The sequence below is a fragment of the Curtobacterium sp. C1 genome, from assembly GCF_021049325.1.
GTDB lineage: Bacteria > Actinomycetota > Actinomycetes > Actinomycetales > Microbacteriaceae > Curtobacterium > Curtobacterium citreum.
The window spans coordinates 460848-482020 of the sequence record NZ_CP088076.1; the positions used below are offsets into that span (position 1 = coordinate 460848).

The 21173-nt window shown below is 72.7% G+C and carries 18 protein-coding genes; 12 read left to right on the forward strand and 6 right to left on the reverse strand.

All coding sequences use genetic code 11. The features are described from left to right. Positions 1-10 precede the first annotated feature (10 nt). From LQK89_RS02290 to LQK89_RS02300, 3 genes are all read left to right on the forward strand, one after another. A complete protein-coding gene (locus LQK89_RS02290; protein WP_231050033.1) occupies positions 11-898 on the forward strand; it encodes a CPBP family intramembrane glutamic endopeptidase in 888 nt (295 codons plus the stop codon). Between the two features lie 213 nt (positions 899-1111). Continuing rightward, positions 1112-2905 carry a phosphatase PAP2 family protein gene (locus tag LQK89_RS02295; protein ID WP_231050034.1) on the forward strand — a complete coding sequence of 598 codons (1794 nt, stop codon included), beginning with the start codon at positions 1112-1114 and terminating at the stop codon, positions 2903-2905. 106 nt (positions 2906-3011) lie between these two features. Then, the gene (locus LQK89_RS02300; RefSeq protein WP_231050035.1) at positions 3012-3887 is read left to right on the forward strand and encodes a L,D-transpeptidase; all 876 of its coding nucleotides are present in this window, start codon (positions 3012-3014) and stop codon (positions 3885-3887) included. A 148-nt stretch (positions 3888-4035) separates the two neighbouring features. Here LQK89_RS02300 and LQK89_RS02305 read toward each other — a convergent pair whose 3' ends face one another. Further along, entirely contained in the window at positions 4036-4833 is a 798-nt protein-coding gene (locus LQK89_RS02305; RefSeq protein WP_174778956.1) for an HAD-IIA family hydrolase, read from the reverse strand. Between the two features lie 131 nt (positions 4834-4964). On the opposite strand from LQK89_RS02305, the gene LQK89_RS02310 reads away from it, so the two are divergent. From LQK89_RS02310 to LQK89_RS02325, 4 genes are all read left to right on the forward strand, one after another. Continuing rightward, positions 4965-5708 carry a TetR/AcrR family transcriptional regulator C-terminal domain-containing protein gene (locus tag LQK89_RS02310; RefSeq protein ID WP_231050036.1) on the forward strand — a complete coding sequence of 248 codons (744 nt, stop codon included), beginning with the start codon at positions 4965-4967 and terminating at the stop codon, positions 5706-5708. Beyond that, positions 5705-6571: a DUF3592 domain-containing protein gene (locus LQK89_RS02315; protein WP_231050037.1), complete on the forward strand. Its 867-nt coding sequence runs from the start codon at positions 5705-5707 to the stop codon at positions 6569-6571. The genes LQK89_RS02310 and LQK89_RS02315 overlap by 4 nt, the downstream gene beginning before the upstream one ends. Positions 6572-6617: 46 nt before the next feature. Next, the gene (locus LQK89_RS02320) at positions 6618-6926 is read left to right on the forward strand and encodes a DUF4190 domain-containing protein (protein ID WP_175325108.1); all 309 of its coding nucleotides are present in this window, start codon (positions 6618-6620) and stop codon (positions 6924-6926) included. 96 nt (positions 6927-7022) lie between these two features. After that, a complete protein-coding gene (locus tag LQK89_RS02325; protein WP_442874073.1) occupies positions 7023-7700 on the forward strand; it encodes a TrmH family RNA methyltransferase in 678 nt (225 codons plus the stop codon). A 34-nt stretch (positions 7701-7734) separates the two neighbouring features. On the opposite strand, the gene LQK89_RS02330 is transcribed toward LQK89_RS02325, so the two are convergent. From LQK89_RS02330 to LQK89_RS02345, 4 genes are all read right to left on the reverse strand, one after another. Continuing rightward, complete coding sequence (locus LQK89_RS02330; protein ID WP_231050038.1) at positions 7735-8787, reverse strand: LacI family DNA-binding transcriptional regulator; 1053 nt, start codon at positions 8785-8787, stop codon at positions 7735-7737. Positions 8788-9022: 235 nt separating this feature from the next. Continuing rightward, positions 9023-11092: a YhgE/Pip domain-containing protein gene (locus LQK89_RS02335; RefSeq protein ID WP_174778951.1), complete on the reverse strand. Its 2070-nt coding sequence runs from the start codon at positions 11090-11092 to the stop codon at positions 9023-9025. Then, the gene (locus LQK89_RS02340) at positions 11089-11817 is read right to left on the reverse strand and encodes a hypothetical protein (RefSeq protein WP_231050039.1); all 729 of its coding nucleotides are present in this window, start codon (positions 11815-11817) and stop codon (positions 11089-11091) included. Before LQK89_RS02340 ends, LQK89_RS02335 begins: the two co-directional genes overlap by 4 nt. After that, positions 11814-12482 (reverse strand): TetR/AcrR family transcriptional regulator, encoded by a 669-nt coding sequence (locus LQK89_RS02345; protein WP_144803010.1) that lies wholly within the window; start codon positions 12480-12482, stop codon positions 11814-11816. Before LQK89_RS02345 ends, LQK89_RS02340 begins: the two co-directional genes overlap by 4 nt. 159 nt (positions 12483-12641) lie before the next feature. Here LQK89_RS02345 and LQK89_RS02350 point away from each other — a divergent pair, with 159 nt between their 5' ends. The 4 genes from LQK89_RS02350 (at position 12642) to LQK89_RS02365 (ending at position 18672) form a co-directional block, all read left to right on the forward strand. Beyond that, positions 12642-16301: a S8 family peptidase gene (locus tag LQK89_RS02350; protein WP_231050040.1), complete on the forward strand. Its 3660-nt coding sequence runs from the start codon at positions 12642-12644 to the stop codon at positions 16299-16301. 124 nt (positions 16302-16425) lie between these two features. Beyond that, positions 16426-16596 (forward strand): hypothetical protein, encoded by a 171-nt coding sequence (locus LQK89_RS02355; protein WP_167509991.1) that lies wholly within the window; start codon positions 16426-16428, stop codon positions 16594-16596. A 220-nt stretch (positions 16597-16816) separates the two neighbouring features. Next, positions 16817-18112: an adenylosuccinate synthase gene (locus LQK89_RS02360; RefSeq protein ID WP_058742208.1), complete on the forward strand. Its 1296-nt coding sequence runs from the start codon at positions 16817-16819 to the stop codon at positions 18110-18112. A 2-nt stretch (positions 18113-18114) separates the two neighbouring features. Next, positions 18115-18672 (forward strand): arsenate reductase/protein-tyrosine-phosphatase family protein, encoded by a 558-nt coding sequence (locus tag LQK89_RS02365; RefSeq protein WP_144803004.1) that lies wholly within the window; start codon positions 18115-18117, stop codon positions 18670-18672. Between the two features lie 177 nt (positions 18673-18849). Here LQK89_RS02365 and LQK89_RS02370 read toward each other — a convergent pair whose 3' ends face one another. Beyond that, positions 18850-19569: a CPBP family intramembrane glutamic endopeptidase gene (locus LQK89_RS02370; RefSeq protein ID WP_231050041.1), complete on the reverse strand. Its 720-nt coding sequence runs from the start codon at positions 19567-19569 to the stop codon at positions 18850-18852. Positions 19570-19722: 153 nt separating this feature from the next. Between LQK89_RS02370 and LQK89_RS02375 the strand changes: the two genes are divergently transcribed. Then, positions 19723-21171 (forward strand): polysaccharide biosynthesis tyrosine autokinase, encoded by a 1449-nt coding sequence (locus tag LQK89_RS02375; protein WP_231050042.1) that lies wholly within the window; start codon positions 19723-19725, stop codon positions 21169-21171. Positions 21172-21173 lie beyond the last annotated feature (2 nt).

Genomic DNA, 21173 nt, shown 5'->3' on the forward strand with positions numbered 1-21173 from the left:
CAAACGGGACGTGACCCCGACCGAGCCCGTGCGCCGTCGCCGTCCGCGCTGGCCGGTCCCGTCGTCGCTCCTGCTCGGGCTGCTGCCACTCGTCGCGTTCGCCGCGGTCAGCGCCTGGCGGTCCCGACCGAGCGACGACTACGCCACGCTCGGCCAGACGGTCGACAGCGTCGTGCACGCCCTCGTGCTCCCCGAGAGCATCGCGGTGCTCGTGCTCTGCGTGTACGTGACCGCCCTCGGCTGGTGGCCGGGCGCTGCTGTCGACCACGACCGGACGCCGCTGCGGTGGACCTCGGTGACCATCGTGCTGATCGCCGTGGTGTGCGCCGCGCGACTGCCGCTCGTCGACTGGTCCGCGCTCCCGGTCCGGTACTTCGTGCTGCTGACCCTCGGCGTGCTGTTCGTCGGGGTGTTCGAGGAACTGCTCACCCGCGGGGTCCTGCTCGTCGGACTCCGGCGCCGGCTCCCCGAGTTCGGCGTGTGGATCGCCTCGTGCGTGCTGTTCGGGCTCCTGCACCTGCTCAACATCCTCGCCGGGGCAGCCGTCGGCGCGACCCTGCTGCAGGTGGGCTTCGCGGCGTCGTTCGGTTCGACGCTGTACCTGGCACGTCGGCTGACGGGGAACCTGCTCCTGCCCGTGCTCCTCCACGCCTTCTGGGACTTCGGGTCGATCGCGGTCTCCGCCACGGTCGACACGACGGACCTCGGCCGACTCCTGCCCGTCGGGATCGTCGGCCTCGTGTCCTTCGGCGTGCTCGCCCTCGGGCTCGTCGCCGGCGGGCTGGTCGCGTGGCGCGACGACCGGCCGCGCCGCCTGCGGCGCCGGTGGCGGGACGTGCCACCCGCCGGGGTGGACGCGGGTCGGGGAGCCGAGCCGCGCCTCCAGGCCGGGGTCTGATCCACCGACGGACGGATCGGCGGCCCACGTGACGGACCGCCTGGTCGGACCGCGCGCCGGCCGCCCGGCGCTGCGAATGCCCACAGCCTGCGGTCCGGTTCACCCGCCGGTGGGGGATCGTTCCCCCACCGGCAACCACCCCTCCTTAGCGTCGCGGTGTTTCCACACCGGTACATCGAGGAAAGGGGCGTCGCCCGCGGGCGACCACCACACATGCGCAGAACCGCACTCCGCGGGGTGACCGTCGCGACGGTCGCGACCGCCCTCGTGATCGGGTCACCGCTCGTCGCCCAGGCCGCGACGACGTACCCGAGCGACTCCACCCCGCCGAACCTGATCAGCCTGCTCAACGGCTACGACCAGTACTGGACCTCGACGGGGACGAACAACCTGCACGGCACCGTCGACGACGGTGCGACGCTCGCGAAGAACGACGAGCTGACGAGCTGGATCAATCAGCACGCCACGAAGGCGCAGCAGTTCACGGCGCTGCAGGACGCCGAGTACAACAACGCGACGAACACCGCGTACGACCAGTCGTTCACGGTGTCGCAGGGCCTCGGCGACGTGCTCGGCAAGCTCTTCGTCAAGGGCCGCCTGGACGGCTCGCTGCCGCTGACGAACGCCCTCATCAACTCCTCGAACGGCACGAGCGGCGCCTACGTCGGCACCGGAGCGGCCAAGGCGCACTTCAGCTACCCGCGGCCCTACCTGCCGTCCGACCCCGCGGCGACGCTGCCCGCCGGGGACGACCAGGTGAACTGCAACCCGGCGACCGTGAACGCGTCGTCGCTCGCCGCGAACCGCACCGGCAAGGCGTGGGCGGACGCGAAGGGCAACCTCACGATCACGCGCGTGCCCGCCACGACGGACACCACGCACGAGTTCTCGCCGAACGACGTCGTGCTCGACGCCGGCTACGGCCAGAAGGGCATCTGCACGGGCGGCTCGTACCCGTCCGGGCACACCACCACGGCGTACCAGGCCGGCATCACCCTCGCCACGCTCGTCCCCGAGCTCGCACCGGAGATCCTCGCCCGCACCTCGGAGGCCGGCAACGACCGCATCGTCCTCGGCGTGCACTACCCGCTCGACATCATGGGCGGACGCATCGACGGCGAGGCCGCCCTCGCCACCCGCTGGTCGGACACGCAGTACCGCACGCAGGTCCTCGAGCCCGCACGTGCCGAGCTCGTGCAGTACCTCGAGGCGCAGTGCGGCGGGACCCTCGCGTCCTGCATCGCCGCCGAGAAGCCCTACACGGACGACCCCTACGGCGGCCAGGCGATGCCCGGCGGCACCGCGCAGGTCGTCACCGACCGTGCATCGGCCGTGTCGGTCTACCACGAGCGCCTCACCTACGGCTTCGCCCGCACGGGCGTCGCGGGCCAGGCCCCCTCGGTGCCGGCCGGCGCGTCGAACCTGCTCCTCACGGCCTTCCCGACCCTGACCGACGCGCAGCGCACCGCTGTGCTCGCGCAGACCGAGATCGACTCGGGCTACCCGCTCGACCAGACGGGCTCCGCGAACGGCTCGTGGGAGCGGCTCGACCTCGCCGCAGCGACGAGCGCCACGGTCGCGATCCAGGCCGACGGCAGCGCGAAGGTGCTCTCGACCGGTGGGACGGCGACCGTCGTCTCCGGCGTGCTGACCGCACCGCAGGGCACCACCGTCCAGGCCGGCAGCGCCATCGCCCTCCGCGGCACCGGCCTGCCCGCCGGCGCCACGCTGCAGGTCGTGCTGCACTCCGACCCGGTGACGGTCGGCACGCTCACGGTCGGCGCCGACGGCACCGCGACCGGCTCCGTGACGATCCCCGCGGGGGCCGCAGCGGGATCGCACACGCTCGACCTGGTCGACGCCTCGGGTGCCTCGGCGCTCGTGTCGCCGCTCGGCATCACGGTGACCGCGGCGGCCGGCGGCTCGGGCACGACCGGCGGCTCGGGGACGGCCGGCGCAGCCGGCACGGTCCCGGTCGGCGTGCACCTGCCCGTCGTCAGCGGCTGACGCCCACCCCCTGACGGACCGGAGGCGCGGTGCCCGCCCGCACCGCGCCTCCCGGCCGTCCTCCCCACCACCCCCACACCGCCGCCTCCGAACCGGGAGACACCCCGTGCAGCGCACCACCCTCTGGACCACCGTCGGCGGCGTCGCCGCCGCCGTCGCGGCGGCCGCGATCGCCCTCCCACTCCTGGTGGGTGGCGGGCCCGCCCCCGCGGCCGGCACCACCCGCGCGGCCACGGCGCCCGCGTCCTCGGTGCCGAGCGTTCCGTCCGTCGACGCCGCGGCGCTCGCAGCCCTGCCCGAGGCGCAGTACTCGGCCGTGATCGGCGGACTGCTCCCGTGGGACCGGACGACCACCTCGGTCGACGTGTTCCACCTGACCGCCGACGCCCCGCTGTTCGGCGACGCGCGGACCGCCCCCGTGGCGCGGTTCGCGAAGGACGACTTCCTGCAGCAGCCGACCACGGTCGTCGGTGTGCGCCGGCAGGGTCCGTGGGAGCTCGTGCTGACGCCCGCGCGGCGGCAGCTGCCCTCGGCCGCCGGAGCCGGCGGTGCCGCGGCGCAGACCGCGGCGTGGGTGCCCGCGGCCGTGCTGACGGCGGCACCGGCGCCGACCTCGCGCGTCGTGATCTCGACGGAGGAGCAGTCCGTCTCGATCGTCTCGGCGTCGACCGGTGCGGTGCAGCAGCACTTCGCCGCGGGCGTCGGCACGGCGGACACCCCGACGCCGACCGGGGTCACGGGCTACCTGGAGCAGCGGTACGTCGACCCGTCACAGGGCACCGGCGACCACCCGATCCAGCTCACCTCGCTGCACTCGAGCGCCGCCGACGAGCCGTACGGCGGGCACGACGGCGGGTTGATCGGGCTGCACTGGAACGCCACGACCTCGGGTGCGGTGTCGCACGGGTGCGTCCGGCTGTCCGCCGAGGCGGTGGCGGCGGTGGACGCCTTGCCGCTCGGCACGCTCGTCACGGTGGAGTGAGGCGCGGGCGCGGCGGGGGGCGTCGGCCGGGATCGCAAAACGCAACTGTGGCGGTTCCTCGCAGCGGAATGTCGCTGCGAGGAACCGCCGACGTTGCGTCTTGCGGAAGGCCAGCGGGCCGGGCGCGGGAGTGCGAGCGGGGCCCTCGCTACATCTCGACCTCGATGGGCTCGGGACGGACGAGCTCGTGCACGCCCGTGATGACCTCGCTCGGGCGGAACGGGTAGCGGTCGATCTCGGCCTGGTCGCTGATGCCGGTCAGGACGAGCACGGTGTGCAGCCCCGCCTCGATGCCGGCCTGCACGTCGGTGTCCATCCGGTCGCCGATCATCCCCGTGTTCTCGGAGTGCGCCCCGATCCGGTTCATCGCCGACCGGAACATCATCGGGTTCGGCTTGCCCACGACGTACGGCTGCTTCCCGGTGGCCTTCTCGATCATCGCGGCGATCGCACCCGTGGCCGGCAGGACCCCCTCGGCCGACGGGCCGGTCGCGTCCGGGTTCGTCACGATGAACCGGGCACCGTCGCGGATGAGCCGGACGGCCTTGGTGATCGCCTCGAACGAGTAGTTCCGCGTCTCGCCGACCACCACGTAGTCCGGGGCGGTCTCGGTCATGATGAACCCGGCCTCGTGCAGGGCGGTCGTCATGCCGGCCTCGCCGATCACGAACGCCGAGCCGCCGGGCATCTGGGAGCGGCAGAAGTCGGCCGTCGCCAGCGCGCTCGTCCAGATCCGTTCCTCGGGCACGTGCAGGCCGGAGCTCCGCAGGCGCGCGCTGAGATCGCGCGGCGTGAAGATCGAGTTGTTCGTCAGGACGAGGAACTCGGTGCCCTCGTCGAGCCACTGCTGGATGAGCTCGGGGGCGCCCGGCAGCGCCTGGTTCTCGTGGACGAGCACGCCGTCCATGTCGGTCAGCCAGCACTCGACGTCGTCGCGGGTCGCCATGCGCCCAGGCTACCGGGAGCGCTCGCCAGCCGGTCGGCCACCGAGTCCTGGCCGACCGGACACCGAACGGCGTTCGGCTTTGCCCTAGGCTTTTCCGTACACGTACCGGATCCGGATCAGGAGGCCCTTCCGTGCTCGTCGACCCCGGCACCCCCAGCGCCGCACCCCGCTCCACCACGGCCGGCAAGGCCCCGGCCAGCCCCGCCGCGGCCAGCAAGGGACACACGTCGACGGGCGACGAGCCCGCGCCGCGCCGCCGCGGCCGGCCGAACGTCCTGAGCCGCGACCAGGTGGTCGACGCCGCGACGGCCATCGCGAACGAGGAGGGCCTCGAGCGCCTGTCCTTCCGCGCCCTCGGCGCCCGCCTCGGCGTCGCGCCGATGACCGTGCACCGGACCATCGGTGGCCTGGACGACCTGCACGCCGAGCTCGTGCGCCGCACCGTCGACGAGTTCACCGCGACCTTCGTCTGGCCGGACGACTGGCGCCAGGTGGTGTGCGTGTTCGCCCGGACCTTCCGGCAGCTCATGCACACGCACCCACTCGTGCTCGAGTCGCACAGCCAGCGCGCCCCGCTCGCCTCGACCGAGTCCGACGCCGTCGTGGCGAAGGTCGTCGGCGCCCTGCGGCAGGCCGGGCTGAGCGAGCGGGACGCCATGTACGCGTTCTTCGTCGTGTACGACTTCGTGGTCGGGCACGCCGGGGTGCAGGTCGGCCGGGGCGACTCCGACGCCGGGCGCCCGGAGCGGCACCGGCTCGTCGGCGAGATCCTCGGCGAGCACTCCTACGACGAGCGGTTCGACCTGGGACTCGAGATCCTGCTGAGCGGGATCGAGGCACGCGTCCGCTCCACGAGCGCCGACATCGACCGGTGAGCACGGTCGACCCGCAGCAGGCCCGCCGCGAACGCGAGGCCCGCCACCGCCGCACGCCCCTCGCCCTCGCGATGACGGTCCTCGGCGGCCTGCTCGTCGCCGTCGCCGGCGCGGTCGGCGGCGCCGCCATCGGGCAGTTCGTCCTGGTGTTCCGGATGATGAACCTGAACAGCGTGTTCTCGGACAGCCCCGACCCCGACACCGTCCCGTGGGCCGCCCCCGTCGCGGTCGTCGGCACGCTCGTCGCCGCCGCCGTCTACACCCGCTGGAACCACCGCTGGTCCGGTCGCACCACCGACGTCGCGGGCATCGGCGTGCTGCCGCTCTGGCTCGTCGGGGCAGCGGCGTTCCTGTGGTGGACGACGCAGACGCAGTGGCCCGCCCCGGACCGGGTCGGGACCGCGGTCGACCCGACGTTCGGCCACGACGAGGCCTGGAGCGCCGGTGACTGGGTCTGGTACGCGACCGTCTGGTGGGTGCCGGCCCTCGTCACGCTCCTCGCGGTGCTGGCCTGCACCGCCGGCGGCGTCACGCGCCTGGGCCGAGGGAGCCGCCGCGCACGCCTGACCGACGTGCTGCAGCAGGGCCGGCGGACCACGGGCGAGGTCACCGCCGTCAGCGGTGCGACAACCCCGGACGCGTCCCGCACCCTGCTGCGGTGGACGTTCACGTTCGTCGACCTGCAGGGCGTCCGGCGCTGGGTGGAGCGGACCGAGGGCTTCGCGCACGGCGAGGGTCCGGTGCTCGGCCACGTGGTCACGGTGCTGTACGACCCCGCCCGGCCCGGCGACCGGAAGCGCATCTTCGCCGCGACCGGCAAGGGGCAGGACCCGGAGGAGTTCCTGCGCCCGGGCACGACGTAGGTTGGCACTTCGCAACGAAATCCGCGTCGCCCTACGCTCGTTGGCCGTGTCAGAACAGAACGCCCAGACCCAGTCCCAGTACCAGCCGTACGCAGCAGCGCCCGCTGCTCCGCCACGCACCAACACCCTCGCGATCATCGCCCTCGTGGCGGCGTTCGTCGCGCCGATCGTCGGGTTCGTCCTCGGCTTCGTCGCGATGTCGCAGACCCGGAAGCGGGGCGAGGGCGGCCGCGGCCTCGCGCTCGCGGCCGTCATCGTCGGCGGTGTGATCACCCTGCTGTACGTGGTCCTCGTCATCGCGCTGGTCGCGGTCGCCGCGTCCGCACCGACGGTCGAGTACCCGACGGGGTACTGACCGCGTCCGGCCGGCGGTGACGACGGTCGCCGGACGGGAGGCGCGGGGCACGCACCGTACGCTGGTCGCGTGACCGAGCGCCTCCCGTCCGACCCCGTGGTCCCGTCGACGGGACCGGCGCACCGGGGCGACCACGCGCCGGAACTGCCGCCGACGCACGAGGCGACCACCAACGGCGTCGGACCGCACCCCGAGCCGTGGCCGGACGACCCGCGGCTGGACCCGGAGCTCCTCGCCGCCGGGGACACCCGGAACGTCGTCGACCGGTTCCGCTACTGGTCGATGGACGCGATCGTCGCGGAGCTCGACACCCGTCGGCACGGCTTCGACGTCGCGATCGAGAACTGGCAGCACGACCTGAACATCGGGTCGATCGTGCGGAGCGCGAACGCGTTCCTCGCCGGGACCGTGCACATCGTCGGACGGCGGCGGTGGAACAAGCGCGGGGCGATGGTGACCGACCGGTACCAGCACGTGCGGTACCACCCCGACGTCGAGGCGTTCCTCGCGGCGATGCGCGACGAGGGCCGACCCGTCGTGGCGATCGACAACACCCCGGGGGCCGAGCGCATCGAGACGGCGGCGATCCCGGAGCGGTGCGTGTTCCTGTTCGGGCAGGAGGGACCGGGGCTCACCGAGGCGGCCGTCTCGGGGGCGGACGCGCACCTCGAGATCACGCAGTTCGGGTCGACGCGGAGCATCAACGCCTCGGCGGCGGCCGCGATCGTCATGCACGCGTGGGTCGTGCAGCACGCGGAGCCACCGGCCTCCTGACCAGGCGGGCGGCGCGCTGCGGCGAGTGCCGCGGCTAGCGTTGTGCGGTCGTCCTGCGGGCGACCAGGCGGGGCTCGACGAGGGTCTCCTGCGCCGGCGCGGTCGGGTCGGCGATGCGGGCGAGCAGCCGCTCCCCGGCGCCACGGCCGATCTCCACGCTCCGGTCGTCGATGCTCGTCAGCGCCACGTAGGCGGTCGCGGCGAGCGGGGTGTCGTCGTAGCCCATCACGGACACGTCCTCGGGGACGCGCAGGCCCCGGTCGGCCAGGGCGGACAGCGCGCCGAGCGCCATGACGTCGTTCGCGGCGAACACCGCCGTGACGTCGGGGTGCTCGTCGAGCAGGTGCCCGACGGCCTCGGCGCCGGCGGTCTCGGTCGGTTCGCCGCGCATGACGCTCGTGACGACTTCGGCGTCGGGCGGGCCATCGGCTCGGGCGGTGTCGACCCGTTCCTGCAGGCCGGCGAGCCGCTCGGCGGAGGCGGCGGAGCTCGCACCCACGAAGCCGATGCGCGTGTGCCCGAGCGACAGCAGGTGCTCCGCCGCCATCCGGCCACCGGCGCGGTCGTCGTTCGCGACGGTGTCGGCGCGGGGGAGGGTCGCGCGACCGCCGGCGACCACGACGGGCATGCTCGCCGGGATCGCGAGGTCGGTGTCGGGCTCGCCGGCGATGACGATGCCCTCGACGCGCATGGAGAGGAAGCCCTCGACCGGCGAGGCGTCCAGGCCCGTGTTGAGGAACCGGTCCGCGACGACCAGGCGGTGGCCCTGGTCCTGGAGCGACTCGCGCAGGCCGGTCAGCAGGTCGACGAACCACTGGTTCCGGAAGTCGTCGAGCACGACGCCGATCGTGCGGCTCCGGGTGCCGGCGAGCGAGACCGCGGCGGTCGAGGGGCGGTAGTCGAGCTCCTGGATGGCCGTGAGCACCGCCTGCCGGCGCTGGTCGCTGACCCGGGGCGAACGCTGCAGCACGAGCGAGACGAGGGACTTCGACACCCCGGCACGGGCGGCCACGTCGTAGATGGTGGCGGGCTTGTGCTCCGTCGTCGCTGGCGTGCCGTCTGCGCTGGCGGGCGTGCCGTGTCCCATGATCCCCGTCGACCTCCTGTGGTGTCCCTCGATCGTACCGGGCGCCGTTCCGCGGTTGTCAGGACATGGGCGGGGTGGCGTCCCACCGGCGGCGACCGGCCCGGGGTCGGGGTGGTTCGGTGTGCTCCCGCACAACGAGAAGCACGCCGCGCCACGGACTTCCGCGGCGCGGCGTGCTTCTCGTTGTGCGGAGCGCCCGGCGCCCGGCGCCCGGCGCCGCCCCGCCCGGCCCCCGCTACCCGATCAGGCTCGGCCGCAGGTCGCGCAGCGTCCGCGTGCGGGTCTGCCGGGCCGTCACCACGAGGGACACCAGCAGTGCGCCGAGCAGCCAGCACGCGAGCACCCCGACGTCGGACCACACCGCGCCCATCGACCCGCCGTACATCGTCTGCCGCAGGGCGTCGACCGAGTAGGTCATCGGCAGCGCGAAGTGCAGCGCCGCCAACGGCCCCGGCAGCGTCTGCCACGGGAACGTCCCACCGGCGGTTACGAGCTGCACGAGCATGAGCACGAGCCCGAGGAACTGACCGACCGAGCCGAGCAGCACGTTGAGCGCCATGATGATCGCCGCGAACGTCGCCGAGGCCAGGACCATCACGCCCACCGTCGACCCGGCGTGCACCACGTCGAGGTCGAGCGCGAACCGCACGATCAGGAACAGCGCCGCCATCTGCACCACCCCGAGGAGCGCCGGCGTCAGCCAGCCGCCGAGCACCACCGACAGGGGCTTCCGCACCGCTGTGATCGCCCGCTTCGAGATCGGCTTGAGGATCAGGAACAGCGCGTACATGCCGATCCAGGCCGCGAGCGAGATGAAGAACGGCGCGAGGCCGGCCCCGTAGTTCGACGCGGCGGCCACGTTGTCGTCACCGACCTTCACGGGGTCCGAGATGACCGATGCCTGCGCGTTCCGCTGGGACGCCGTGGACGCCGGGATCTTCGTGCGCCCCTGGTCGAGCTTCGACGCGAGCTCCTTCGAGCCGCTCTCGAGTTGGTCCACCCCGGACGACAGCGACGACGCACCGGACGCGGCCGACGCGGCACCGGAGGCGAGCGACGACGCACCCGAGGACAGCGTGGGCGCGGCGTCGGCGAGCTTCGACGTACCGGCCGAGACCTGCGACGCGCCGGTCGACAGCTGCGACGCCCCGGACGCGGCGGACGCGATCCCGTTCGACAGCGTCGGTGCGGCGGCGGCGAGCTGCGCGGCCCCGTCCGTCACCTGCTGCGACCCGTCGCGGAGCTGGTCGAGCCCCTGCAGCGCGGCCTTCGCGTCGGCGAGCTGCTGCTGCGTCTTCTCGTCCTGCAGCTGGGCCTGCACGGTCGCGGCGACCACGGCCTGCTGCTCCGGCGTCAGGGTGACCCCGCGGTCGGCGGCGGCCTGGGTGATCGCCGCCGTGACGGTGTCCGGCGACGCGGTCTGCAGCGCCTGGAGCGCCGGGTCGGTCTCGGCGGTCAACGCCGTCAGGTTGTCCGACACCTGCTTCGCACCGCCGGCGAGCTGCTGCGTCTGCGCCGGCAGGTCCGCCGTCTGCCGCTGCGCGTCGGCGAGCCCCGACGCCAGCGACGACGCCCCGGACGCGACCTGACCGGCCCCGTCCGCGAGCTGCCGCGTCTGCGACGGCAGCTCGGCCGTCCCCGACGCGAGCTGCGACGCCCCTGCCGACAGCTGGTCCGTCCCGGACGCGAGCTGCCGGGCACCGTCGGCGGCCGAGGTGGCCCCCGACGCGAGCTGCCCCGCCCCGTCGACGGCGTCGCCGAGGCTGTCCCGCACGTCCGCGAGCCCGACGAGCAGGGTCTTCGCCGCCTGCTTGCCGACCCGCTCCGCCACGGCGGTGCGCATGGTCTTGCCGGCCTGCTCCGCGATGGTGGACGCCAGGTAGGAGTTCGTGTCCGCCGTCGTCATGACGAGTTCGGCACGCTTCGGATCGTCGCCCTGCGCCGACACGAGCGACTCCGAGAAGTCGTGCGGGATGGTCACGACGAAGTCGTAGGTGCCGTTCCGCACGCCGGAGCGTGCGTCGGCCGCGGAGGTCTCGGTCCACTTGAAGTCGGCGCCGTCCAGTGCCTGCTTCGTGACGTCCTTGCCGTAGTCGACGCGCTCGCCGTCCAGGGTCGCGCCGGCGTCCTGGTCGACGATCGCGGCCGGGACCTGGTCGAGCTTGGCGTACGGGTCGCGGTTGGCCCACAGGTACGCGCCGCCGTAGAGCAGCGGCACGATCATCAGGGCGATGAACGCCAGGCGCGCGAGCGGGGTCGCGGTGAGCCGCGCGAGTTCGGCGCGGATGAGCGAGGGGATGGTCACGCTGTCGCCTCCGTGGGCAGGTGGTCGGTGTCGGCCGGGAGGCTCGTGGGGCCTCCGTCGGTCACGGTCACGTCGTCGGGACCCTCGGTCTGGTGCGGGTCGGACACGGTGTCCGTCCCGATGGTGTCGAGCAGCTGCTCGACGGTCGCCGCGGCCGCCTTGGAGGTCACGACGACGACGGTCACGCCGCGGCGGGCGACGTCGCGCACCACCGCGAACCACTCCGCCACGGCGCCCCCGTGCCGCTCGGGGGTGGTGAGCACGATGCCCGTCACCCCGTCCCGCAGCAGCGCGAGCTCGACCAGCAGCCGCATCCGCACGCCCGTCGGGACCCGCTGCACGGCGGTGTCGGCGTACTCCCGCATCCCGAGCTCGTCGAGCACGGTGTCGACGTGGTGGCGGGAGGGCCGCTGCCCGGCGAACGCGAGCTCCTCGCGCACGACCTGGGTCAGCGTGAGCACCGGGAACGGCTCGGCGACCCCGGGGGTGTCCACGAGCGCGAACGCCGTGCGCACCGCCCCCGCGTCCGGTCGTCCGTCGAGCAGCACCCGTCCGGTCTCGGGCTGCATCCGGCCGCCGGCGACGAGCGACGCGAGCACGGGTGCCTGTTCGGTCTCGACGGCGACGACCCCGGGGCGCCCGGGTCCGGCGACGGCGGACACGACGGGCAGCGCCGCGCCGGGCTCCTCGCCGATGCCGACGTGGTCGAGTTCGAGCGTCGTCATGCGCGGGCCTCCGGGGTGGTGGTCGTGGTGGTGGGGGACACGGGGGCGACCGGCTCGGACAGCAGGGCCGTCCGCCAGTCGATCCCGGCGGTGCCGAGGGCCGACAGCACGACCATGCGCCGGCCGGCCTCGTCGGTGGTGCCCGAGCGGGTGGCCTCGTCGAGGACGGTGATGCACGCGCCCTCGACCAGCCGGGCGAGCGTGGCGGGGTCGACGTCGTCGCGCATCGAGCCCTCGGCGATCCCGAGCGTGCACGCCTCGCGCACCTGGGCCCGCAGGGGCGCGAAGACCTCGGCCACGGACTCGGCGAACGGCGAGCGCACGGCGATCCGGGCCATCGAGCGGACGTGCGACACCTCGGACCAGAGCGCGACCGCGATCACGGCGAGGCGCGACGCCGGCGGCAGCACCCCGAGGTCCGAGGTCGTCGGCATGGCGGCGGCGATCCGCGCGGCCCCGGCGGTGACGAGCTCGCGGACCAGGTCGTCCCGCGACGGGAAGTGTCCGTAGACCGCACGGCGGGACAGTCCGGCGGCACTCGCGATGGTCTCGAGCGACGCGTCCGGGTCCTGCTGCAGGACGGTCTTCGCGGCCTCTATCAGGGCGGCGCGGTTCTCGGTCGCGTCACGCCGGGGGGCGCGCACGGGCTGGTCTGCGGTGGTCACGGCGACCATCGTACGATCGTGCACAGCAGTGTGCAAGTTCACAGATCGTGTACCCCCGGACGGGGGCCAGTCCCCCGAAGTGCCGACTGCGGTGCCTGTGAACGACCGCATAACTTCACAGGAATTCCCACCACGGACGGAACCCGAGGAGTGCGCCCTGTGACCAGAGCTACACCGAACCGTGCAACACCAGATCAGACAGACCCCACCACCCCCACCCGGCACCGCCGACTCACCCGCGTCCTGACCGCCGGCGTCGCCGCCGTGGCCCTGACGTGCGGCGGACTCGCCGTCGGCGGCGCCGCGAACGCCGCCCCGAGCGGGCTGTCGTCGGCCGACCTCAAGCTCGCGCAGCCGCTCCGCGACGCGAAGCCCTCGAAGACGATCGCCGCGTTCGTGCGGACGACCGGCGAGGGTGCGCTCGCGGTCGACGCGAAGGCCAAGGGCGGCGACCTGACGAAGTCGAAGACCCAGTCGACGCAGGCGAAGCAGCGCGTGCAGGCGATCGCGTCGACGGTCGATGCGGTCAGCGCCGCCGTCAAGCAGTCGGACGCGAAGGCCACCGAGCTGTACTCGACCGAGTACACGGTGCCCGGCGTCGCGGTCGTCGCCGACGTCGACGCGCTCCGCAGCATCGCCGAGCGCTCCGACGTCGAGAGCATCATCCCGCTCACCCCGAAGAAGATCGTCGACCCGGCACCGGGCGATGCGTCGCAGGCCCCGAGCGGCGTCGACCCCGACCTGGTGAAGCCGGGCGCGGACGGCGTCAGCCCGAAGAACGCGGCGAGCGACGTCTACACGCGGGCGCTCGACGCGTGGCAGCAGACCGGGAAGACGGGCAAGGGCGTGAACATCGCCGTGCTCGACACCGGTCTCGACTACACGCAGGCGGACTTCGGCGGCCCCGGCACCACGGCCGCGTACCAGACCGCCCTCGCGAGCACGAACGCCCCCGACCCGAGCTGGTACGACGGCTCGAAGTACCTCGGCGGCTACGACTTCGCCGGTCCGACCTACAACGCGGACACCTCGAGCGCGGCGTACGACCCGACCCCGAAGCCGGACGCGAACCCGATCGACGGCAAGGGCGGCGACCACGGCACGCACGTGGCGGGCACCGCGGCGGGCTTCGGTCTGACGGCGGACAAGAAGACCTTCCGCGGCGACTACTCGAAGCTGACGAACCAGACCGTGCAGGACATGTGGGTCGGCCCGGGCACCGCGCCCCAGGCCGGGCTGTACGCCCTCAAGGTGTTCGGTGACGACGGCGGCTCGACCGACCTGACCGGTGCCGCGCTCGACTGGGTCGGCAAGGCCCTGACCGAGGGCAAGGACATCAACGTCCTCAACCTGTCGCTCGGCTCCGACTACGGCGCGCCGGACGACCCCGACAACGCCAAGATCGACGCGCTCACCGCCCGCGGTGTCCTGCCGGTCATCGCCTCGGGCAACGCCGACGACTTCACCGACATCGGTGGCTCGCCGGGGAACGCCGAGGGCGCCCTGACCGTGGCCGCGAGCGCCACCGGCCAGTCGCTCTTCGACGGTGTGCAGGCGACCGCTCCCGCGGACGTCGCGAACACCTACCGCGCGCAGTACTCGCAGAACTACCAGGGCACCCTGCCGGTCGAGGGCGACGTCGTCGTCCCGTCGACGAACATCGACGGCTGCCAGGCGTTCAGCGCCGACGAGGCCGCCAAGGTGAAGGGCAAGGTCGTCTGGCTGAAGTGGACCGACGGCGCACTCGAGTGCGGCTCGGGCGTCCGCTTCAACAACGTCCAGGCAGCCGGCGGTGTCGGCGTCCTGCTGGCCGGCACGGTGACGAGCTTCGACTCCGGCATCGCGGGCAACGCGACCATCCCGGGAGCCGAGCTGACGTCGGACAGCGTGGCGAGCCTCCAGGCCGCTGCCCAGGCCGGGACCCTGCACGTGCGCTTCGCACAGGAGCTCAAGGGCTTCCAGCTGGCGACCGACCAGGCGAACGTGAACACGCTCGCACCGTTCACCAGCCGTGGCGTCCACGGATCGTTCGACGACATCGTCAAGCCCGACGTCGCCGGCCCCGGGGTCAACGTGATCTCCGCGGCCAACGGCACCGGTGACGGCCGCATGTCGATGAGCGGTACCTCGATGGCGACCCCGCACGTGGCCGGCATCGTCGCGCTGACGTTCCAGTCGCACCCGTCCTGGACCGCCCCGCAGGTCAAGGCCGCCGTGATGAACACCGCGACGCACGACGTCCGCCAGGGCGACCGCACGGCCACGCTGCTCCGCCAGGGCACCGGCCGCGTCGACGCGCTGCAGGCGGTCACCGCCGGCACCACGGTCCGGAGCATCGAGAACGACCAGCTCGTCACCGCCTCGTACGGTGTCGTCGAGGTCAGCGGTGCCACGACCGAGTCCCGCACGCTGCAGATCCAGAACACCGACGGCCGTCCGCACACCTACGACGTGGCGTACCAGCCGCAGGTGGACCAGCCGGGCGTCGCGTTCACGCTGAGCACGAAGCGGGTCACGGCTCCGGCCCACGGCACCGCGACGGTCAAGCTGACGTTCACGATCGCCGACCCGACGAAGCTCCGTCGCGTCATCGACCCCACGCAGGAGTCGGTGCAGTCCGGCTACCAGCGTGAGTTCGTCGCCGCGGCGTCGGGTGTCGTGGCCTTCACCCCGACCGACAAGTCGCTCAACCCGCTCCGCCTCGGTGCCTACGTGGCCCCGAAGCCGGTCAGTGCGGTGCACGGCAAGGACATCGCGTTCTCGGGCACGCAGACCACGGCGGACCTCGCGCTCACCGGGCGCGCGGTCGACCAGGGCGACGCCGTGACCGGGTACCACTCGGTCGTCGCGCCGTTCGTGCTCGGTGGGACGGACCCGCAGGAGTCGTTCCCGGCCGGTTCGGCGAAGCAGTCGCTCCAGGCCGCGGACATCCGCTCCTACGGTGCGAACTACGACAAGGCGTCCGACACGCTCGCGTTCGGCGTCCAGACCGCCGGTGCCGACGCCAACCCGGGCGCCGTCACCAACGTCGAGGTCATGATCGACACGAACCGCGACGGGAAGCCGGACTACCTGGTGTACGACGCGAAGTCGGCCACGGTCGACGCCACGTTCGCCACCACGGTCGACCTCGCGACGGGCAAGACGGTCGACTCGCAGCCGCTGGGCGGCGGGACGGCGGGGCAGGACGTGAACACGTTCGACAGCGCCGTGAAGGTCCTGACGGTGTCGGCCTCGACGATCGGCGCGACCGGTCCGTTCGACTACTCGGTCCTGACCGAGTCGGCGTACGCCCCGGCGCTCGCCACGAGCGGCTCCTACGTCGTCGACGAGACCGACTCGGCCACGTACGACCCGTCGAAGCCGGCGCTGACCTTCGCGCAGGGCACCACCACGGGTGTGCTCTTCGCGGACCAGGGCTCGCTGCAGGTCACGCGTCCCGCGGACGTCACGAACGCCCGCATCCTGCTGCTCCACCTCGGCAACGCGGTGGGCGACCAGGCGGACACGCTCGCGGCGGCGCAGACCGCGCCGACGCTCGCGCTCCGCAAGGGCAGCGCCGTGACGATCTCGGGCGACCCGAAGGTCGGCAAGACGCTCCGCGCGCAGCACGGCTCGTGGGACGGCAAGAAGGTGACGTACTCCTACCAGTGGCTCCGTGACGGCGTGGCCGTGAAGGGTGCGACCGGCGAGCGCTACTCGCTCGGCACGACCGACCAGGGGCACCGCTTCCAGGTGCAGGTCACCGCGAAGGCGAAGGGCTACCAGGACGGTTCGGCGACCTCGAAGTCGACCGCCAAGGTGGCTCCGCGTCACTGACGCACCGCCCGGAACGCCCCGTCACCCCTCGGGTGGCGGGGCGTTCCGCACGTCCGACGCAACAGGAGTGCGGCAACAGGACATGTAGTTAGACAAACTAGGCAATCAGTGGGAAGGTCGTCCCATGCGAACGCAGAGCACCCTGATGCAGCTCCGGGCCAACCCGATGGAGTGGCGCCGCCGTGGGCTCACCCCGCCGGACGCTATCCAGGCCATGGTGGCCGAGCGCCTCGCCGAGCCGGGGCACTCCCAGCCGGTCGGCGATCCGTCGTACCAGGACTTCTTCCGCGCCTGACCGCGGAGCGTCACCCCGGATCCAGCGTCACCACGGACCGGACGGGAGGCACGGTGCCAGCTGGCACCGTGCCTCCCGTCCGTCCGTGGGTCGCGACCACGTCGCGACGCGACCCGGACCGACCGCGCGAGGTAGCGGGCAGGTGACCGTTCGATAGACTCGGGTGGACCATCGGCCCAGCCCGCCGGTGCGGTCCTCCGCCAACGTGAGGAGAACCTCCATGCCCGCAGCAGTCATCATCGGTGCCCAGTGGGGTGACGAGGGCAAGGGGAAGGCCACCGACCTCCTCGGCTCCCGCATCGACTACGTCGTGAAGTTCAACGGCGGCAACAACGCCGGGCACACGGTCGTCGTCGGCGGCGAGAAGTACGCGCTCCACCTGCTGCCGTCCGGCATCCTGACGCCGGGCGTCACCCCGATCATCGGCAACGGCGTCGTCGTCGACCTCGAGGTGCTGTTCCAGGAGCTCGACGCCCTGCGTGCCCGCGGCGTCGACGTGTCGAAGCTGCTCGTGTCGGCGAACGCCCACGTCATCACGCACTACCACCGCACCATCGACAAGGTGACCGAGCGGTTCCTCGGCAAGCGCCAGATCGGCACCACCGGTCGCGGCATCGGCCCGACGTACGCCGACAAGATCAACCGCGTCGGCATCCGCATCCAGGACATCTTCGACGAGAACATCCTGCGGCAGAAGGTCGAGGCGGCCCTCGACCAGAAGAACCACCTGCTCGTCAAGGTCTTCAACCGCCGCGCGATCGACGCGGACGAGGTCGTCGAGTCGCTGCTGTCCTTCGCGGACCGCCTGCGTCCGATGGTCGCCGACACCGCGCTCGAGATCCACCGGGCGCTCGAGCGGGGCGACACCGTCCTGTTCGAGGCCGGCCAGGCGACGATGCTCGACGTCGACCACGGCACCTACCCGTTCGTGACCTCGTCGTCCGCGACCGCCGGTGGCGCCGCGACCGGTTCCGGCATCGGGCCGGGCAAGCTCGAGCGGATCATCGGCATCGTCAAGGCGTACACGACCCGCGTCGGCGCCGGCCCGTTCCCGACCGAGCTGTTCGACGAGTCGGGGGAGTTCCTCCGCGCCAACGGCTTCGAGTTCGGCACCACCACCGGTCGCCCGCGCCGCTGCGGCTGGTACGACGCCCCGATCGCCCGGTACACGGCGCGCATCAACGGCGTGACCGACTTCGTGCTGACGAAGCTCGACGTCCTGACGGGCCTCGAGACCATCCCCGTGTGCGTCGCGTACGAGGTCGACGGCCAGCGCGTGGACGAGGTCCCGGTCAACCAGTCGGACTTCCACCACGCGAAGCCGATCTACGAGGAGTTCCCCGGCTGGACCGAGGACATCACGGGTGCCCGTTCGTTCGAGGACCTGCCCCAGAACGCCCAGGACTACGTGCTGGCGGTCGAGGCGATGTCCGGCGCCCGCATCTCCGCGATCGGCGTCGGCCCCGGCCGTGACGCCATCGTCGTGCGCCACGACCTGCTCGGCGCGGCGCTCTGAGCATGCGGGTCCTGTTCGTCTGCAGCGGCAACATCTGCCGGTCGCCGCTCGGCGCCCAGGTCCTGACCGCCCGGCTCGGCCCGGACGCGCACGCGTTCACGGTCGAGTCGGCGGGCACGATCGCCGACGACGGTGCCGCGATGGACGGCCCTGCGGCCGCGCAGTCCGCCCGGCTCGGCGGTGACCCGTCGACGCACCGGTCCCGCTACCTGACGGAGCAGATCGCGGCGTCGGCCGACCTCGTTCTGACGGCCGAGCGGTCGCACCGCGCAGCCGTGGTGTCGCTCGCGCCCCGGGCGGCGAAGCGGGCGTTCACGATCAAGCAGTTCGCGCGGGTGCTCGACGGGCTCGAACCAGAGGACCTGTCCGGGATCGAGACGGCGCAGGACCTGGTCGAGCGCGTCGCTCGGCTGCGGGGGACCGTGCCGCCGCCGGCCGACCCCGCGGACGACGACGTCGACGACCCCTACCGGCGCTCGGACGAGACGCACGTGCGGGTCGCCGACGAGATCGACGCGGCGCTCGCGCCGATCGCGGACGCGTTGCGCGCCCTGCGCTGAGCCGCGCGGCGCGGGCGCGGGCGCGGCCCAGCCGGCCCGGCGCGGTGCGGTGCGGTGCGGTGCCGAGTCTCGCGCTGGCGGACAAGACTCGCGTGCTCGCGCCCGAGACTTGTCCGCCAGGCCGAGACTCGGCCAGCGCGCCGGCGCCGGCCGGTCCGGCCGCGCGCGCCTGACCCGCTACCGCGGCCAGGTCGCGACGACCGCCACCGCGTTGAACAGCACGTGCGCCACGACCGCCGCGCCGATCCGGTTCGTCATCGCGACGAGCGTCCCGGTCAGCAGCCCGAGCACGAACGTCGTCACGAACACCTGGAACCCGCCGAGCGTCGTCGTCGCCGAGCCCAGGAACAGGTGCGACAGGGCGAACAGGAACGCCGTCAGCACCACCGCGAGCCACTGCGTCCGCGGGGTCAGCTCGTCGGCCAGGATGCGCTGGAACAGGCCGCGGAAGAACAGCTCCTCGAGCACGGGGCTCACGAGCACGATGCCGATCGCCGACACGACCAGGAACCCCACGTCGGGCGCCCCGAGCGACGGCGCCGGGGTCAACCCGGTCGTCCCGGTGAACGAGATCGCCAGCACCACGTCGAGCACCCGCGCCAGGATCACGATTCCGAGCGCGAAGACCAGGTCGCCGAGCTCGATCCGGAACCGGGAGAGCGTGCCCCGGCCCGTCCGCGCGAGCACCCACACGGCACCGAGCGCGAGCGGCACCCACACCGACAGGTCGCCGACGAGCACCTGCAGCACCGGCGTCGGGACCGCCCCGCGGAGCGTCAGGGTGCTGACGATCCGGGCGAGCACGACCGCCACGACCAGGGCGATCAGCAGGGCGACGAGGTCCCGCTGCCGGGCGGTCGATGGCTCGTGGGCGGCCGCTTCCGGCTGGGTCGTCATGGGGCGAGCGTAGAGGACCACTGACGCGGATCGCGGAGAACAGCCGAGTGGGCCTCAATCATGTGACACTATTTGAATGCCGTCTGCTGGGAAAACCCCCGCAGAGCCTGTGTGGGACCACGGGGACGGCGAGGATCGGGGAAGGACGGCCGCGTGGAACTGCGCGACTACATCACTGTGCTCCGCAAGGGGTGGGTGCTCATCGTGGTGCTCGCCCTGGTGGGGGTGGCGGCCGCGGCCGGTTTCTCCCTGCTGAAGAAGCCGGTGTACTCCGCCTCTGCCCAGGTGTTCGTGTCGACGGAGACGTCGGGCAGCGCGAGTGACCTGGCGCAGGGCAACACCTTCACGCAGCAGCGCGTGCTGACGTACTCGAACCTGGTGCAGACGCCCATCGTGCTCCTGCCGGTGATCTCGTCGCTGAAGCTCGACATGAACGCGGACCAGCTCGCGAAGATGGTCTCGGCGACGGCGCCGACGAGCACCACGCTCATCTCCATCACCGTGAACGACACGAACCCGGTGCAGGCCACCGAGATCGCCAACGCGGTGTCGTCGAGCCTGACCAACGTCGTGCAGGACATCGAGGCCACCGACGCGAACGGCACGAGCACCGTCAAGCTGACCCGCGTGAAGCAGGCCGACGTGCCGCTCAGCCCGGTCAGCCCGAACGTCCCGGTGAACATCGCCCTCGGGCTGCTCGTCGGCCTGGCGCTCGGCGTCGGCATCGCCGTGCTGCGCGAGACGCTCGACAACCGCGTCCGCACCGAGACCGACGTCGAGAAGATCAGCGCCAAGCCCGTCGTCGGCGGCATCGCGTTCGACGGCAAGGCCTCCGAGCGTCCGCTCATCGTGCAGGTCGACCCGCGCAGCCCGCGCGCCGAGTCCTTCCGCACGCTCCGCACGAACCTGCAGTTCCTCGACCTGGGCACCGGCGCACGCACCTTCGTGATGACGTCGTCGATGCAGTCCGAGGGCAAGAGCACCACGGTCGCGAACCTGGCGATCGCGCTCGACAGCGCCGGCTTCCGCGTGATCCTGATCGACGCCGACCTGCGCCGTCCGCGCGTCGGCGAGTACATGGAGGTCGACGGCTCCGCCGGGCTGACCGACGTGCTGATCGGCCGCGCCTCGCTCGAGGACGTCGCCCAGCCCTGGGGCCGCGGCAACCTGGTCGTGCTGCCGGCTGGTCAGATCCCGCCGAACCCGTCGGAGCTGCTCGGCTCGAAGGCCATGCAGGACCTCATCACGACGCTCGAGGGGCAGTTCGACTACGTGCTGTTCGACGCCCCGCCGCTGCTGCCCGTCACCGACGCGGCGATCCTGTCCAAGAAGGCGTCCGGCGCGATCCTCGCCGTCGCCTCCGGCAAGACCCACAAGGGCCAGCTCGCCGCCGCCGTCGCGTCGCTCGAGAACGTCGGCGCCCCCATCGCGGGCTTCGTCATCACGATGATGCCGGTGCGCGGACCGGGTGCGTACGGCTACGGCCGCTACGGGTACGGCTACGGCTACGGCCTGGACGAGGCGGAGCCCATCCAGCCCGAAACGAAGGCGCCGAAGAAGGCGCGTGGGAAGCTCGGCACGCTGCGCCGGGCCGACCGCTGAGA

Excerpts from the sequence above, each read along its gene's own strand:
- LQK89_RS02330 (WP_231050038.1), bottom strand. The coding sequence starts at position 8,787 with ATGGGACACGGCACGCCCGCCAGCGCAGACGGCACGCCAGCGACGACG.
- LQK89_RS02340 (WP_231050039.1), bottom strand. The coding sequence starts at position 11,817 with ATGACGACGCTCGAACTCGACCACGTCGGCATCGGCGAGGAGCCCGGC.
- LQK89_RS02360 (WP_058742208.1), top strand. The coding sequence starts at position 16,817 with ATGCCCGCAGCAGTCATCATCGGTGCCCAGTGGGGTGACGAGGGCAAG.
- LQK89_RS02355 (WP_167509991.1), top strand. The coding sequence starts at position 16,426 with ATGCGAACGCAGAGCACCCTGATGCAGCTCCGGGCCAACCCGATGGAG.
- LQK89_RS02305 (WP_174778956.1), bottom strand. The coding sequence starts at position 4,833 with ATGGCGACCCGCGACGACGTCGAGTGCTGGCTGACCGACATGGACGGC.
- LQK89_RS02370 (WP_231050041.1), bottom strand. The coding sequence starts at position 19,569 with ATGACGACCCAGCCGGAAGCGGCCGCCCACGAGCCATCGACCGCCCGG.
- LQK89_RS02365 (WP_144803004.1), top strand. The coding sequence starts at position 18,115 with ATGCGGGTCCTGTTCGTCTGCAGCGGCAACATCTGCCGGTCGCCGCTC.
- LQK89_RS02295 (WP_231050034.1), top strand. The coding sequence starts at position 1,112 with ATGCGCAGAACCGCACTCCGCGGGGTGACCGTCGCGACGGTCGCGACC.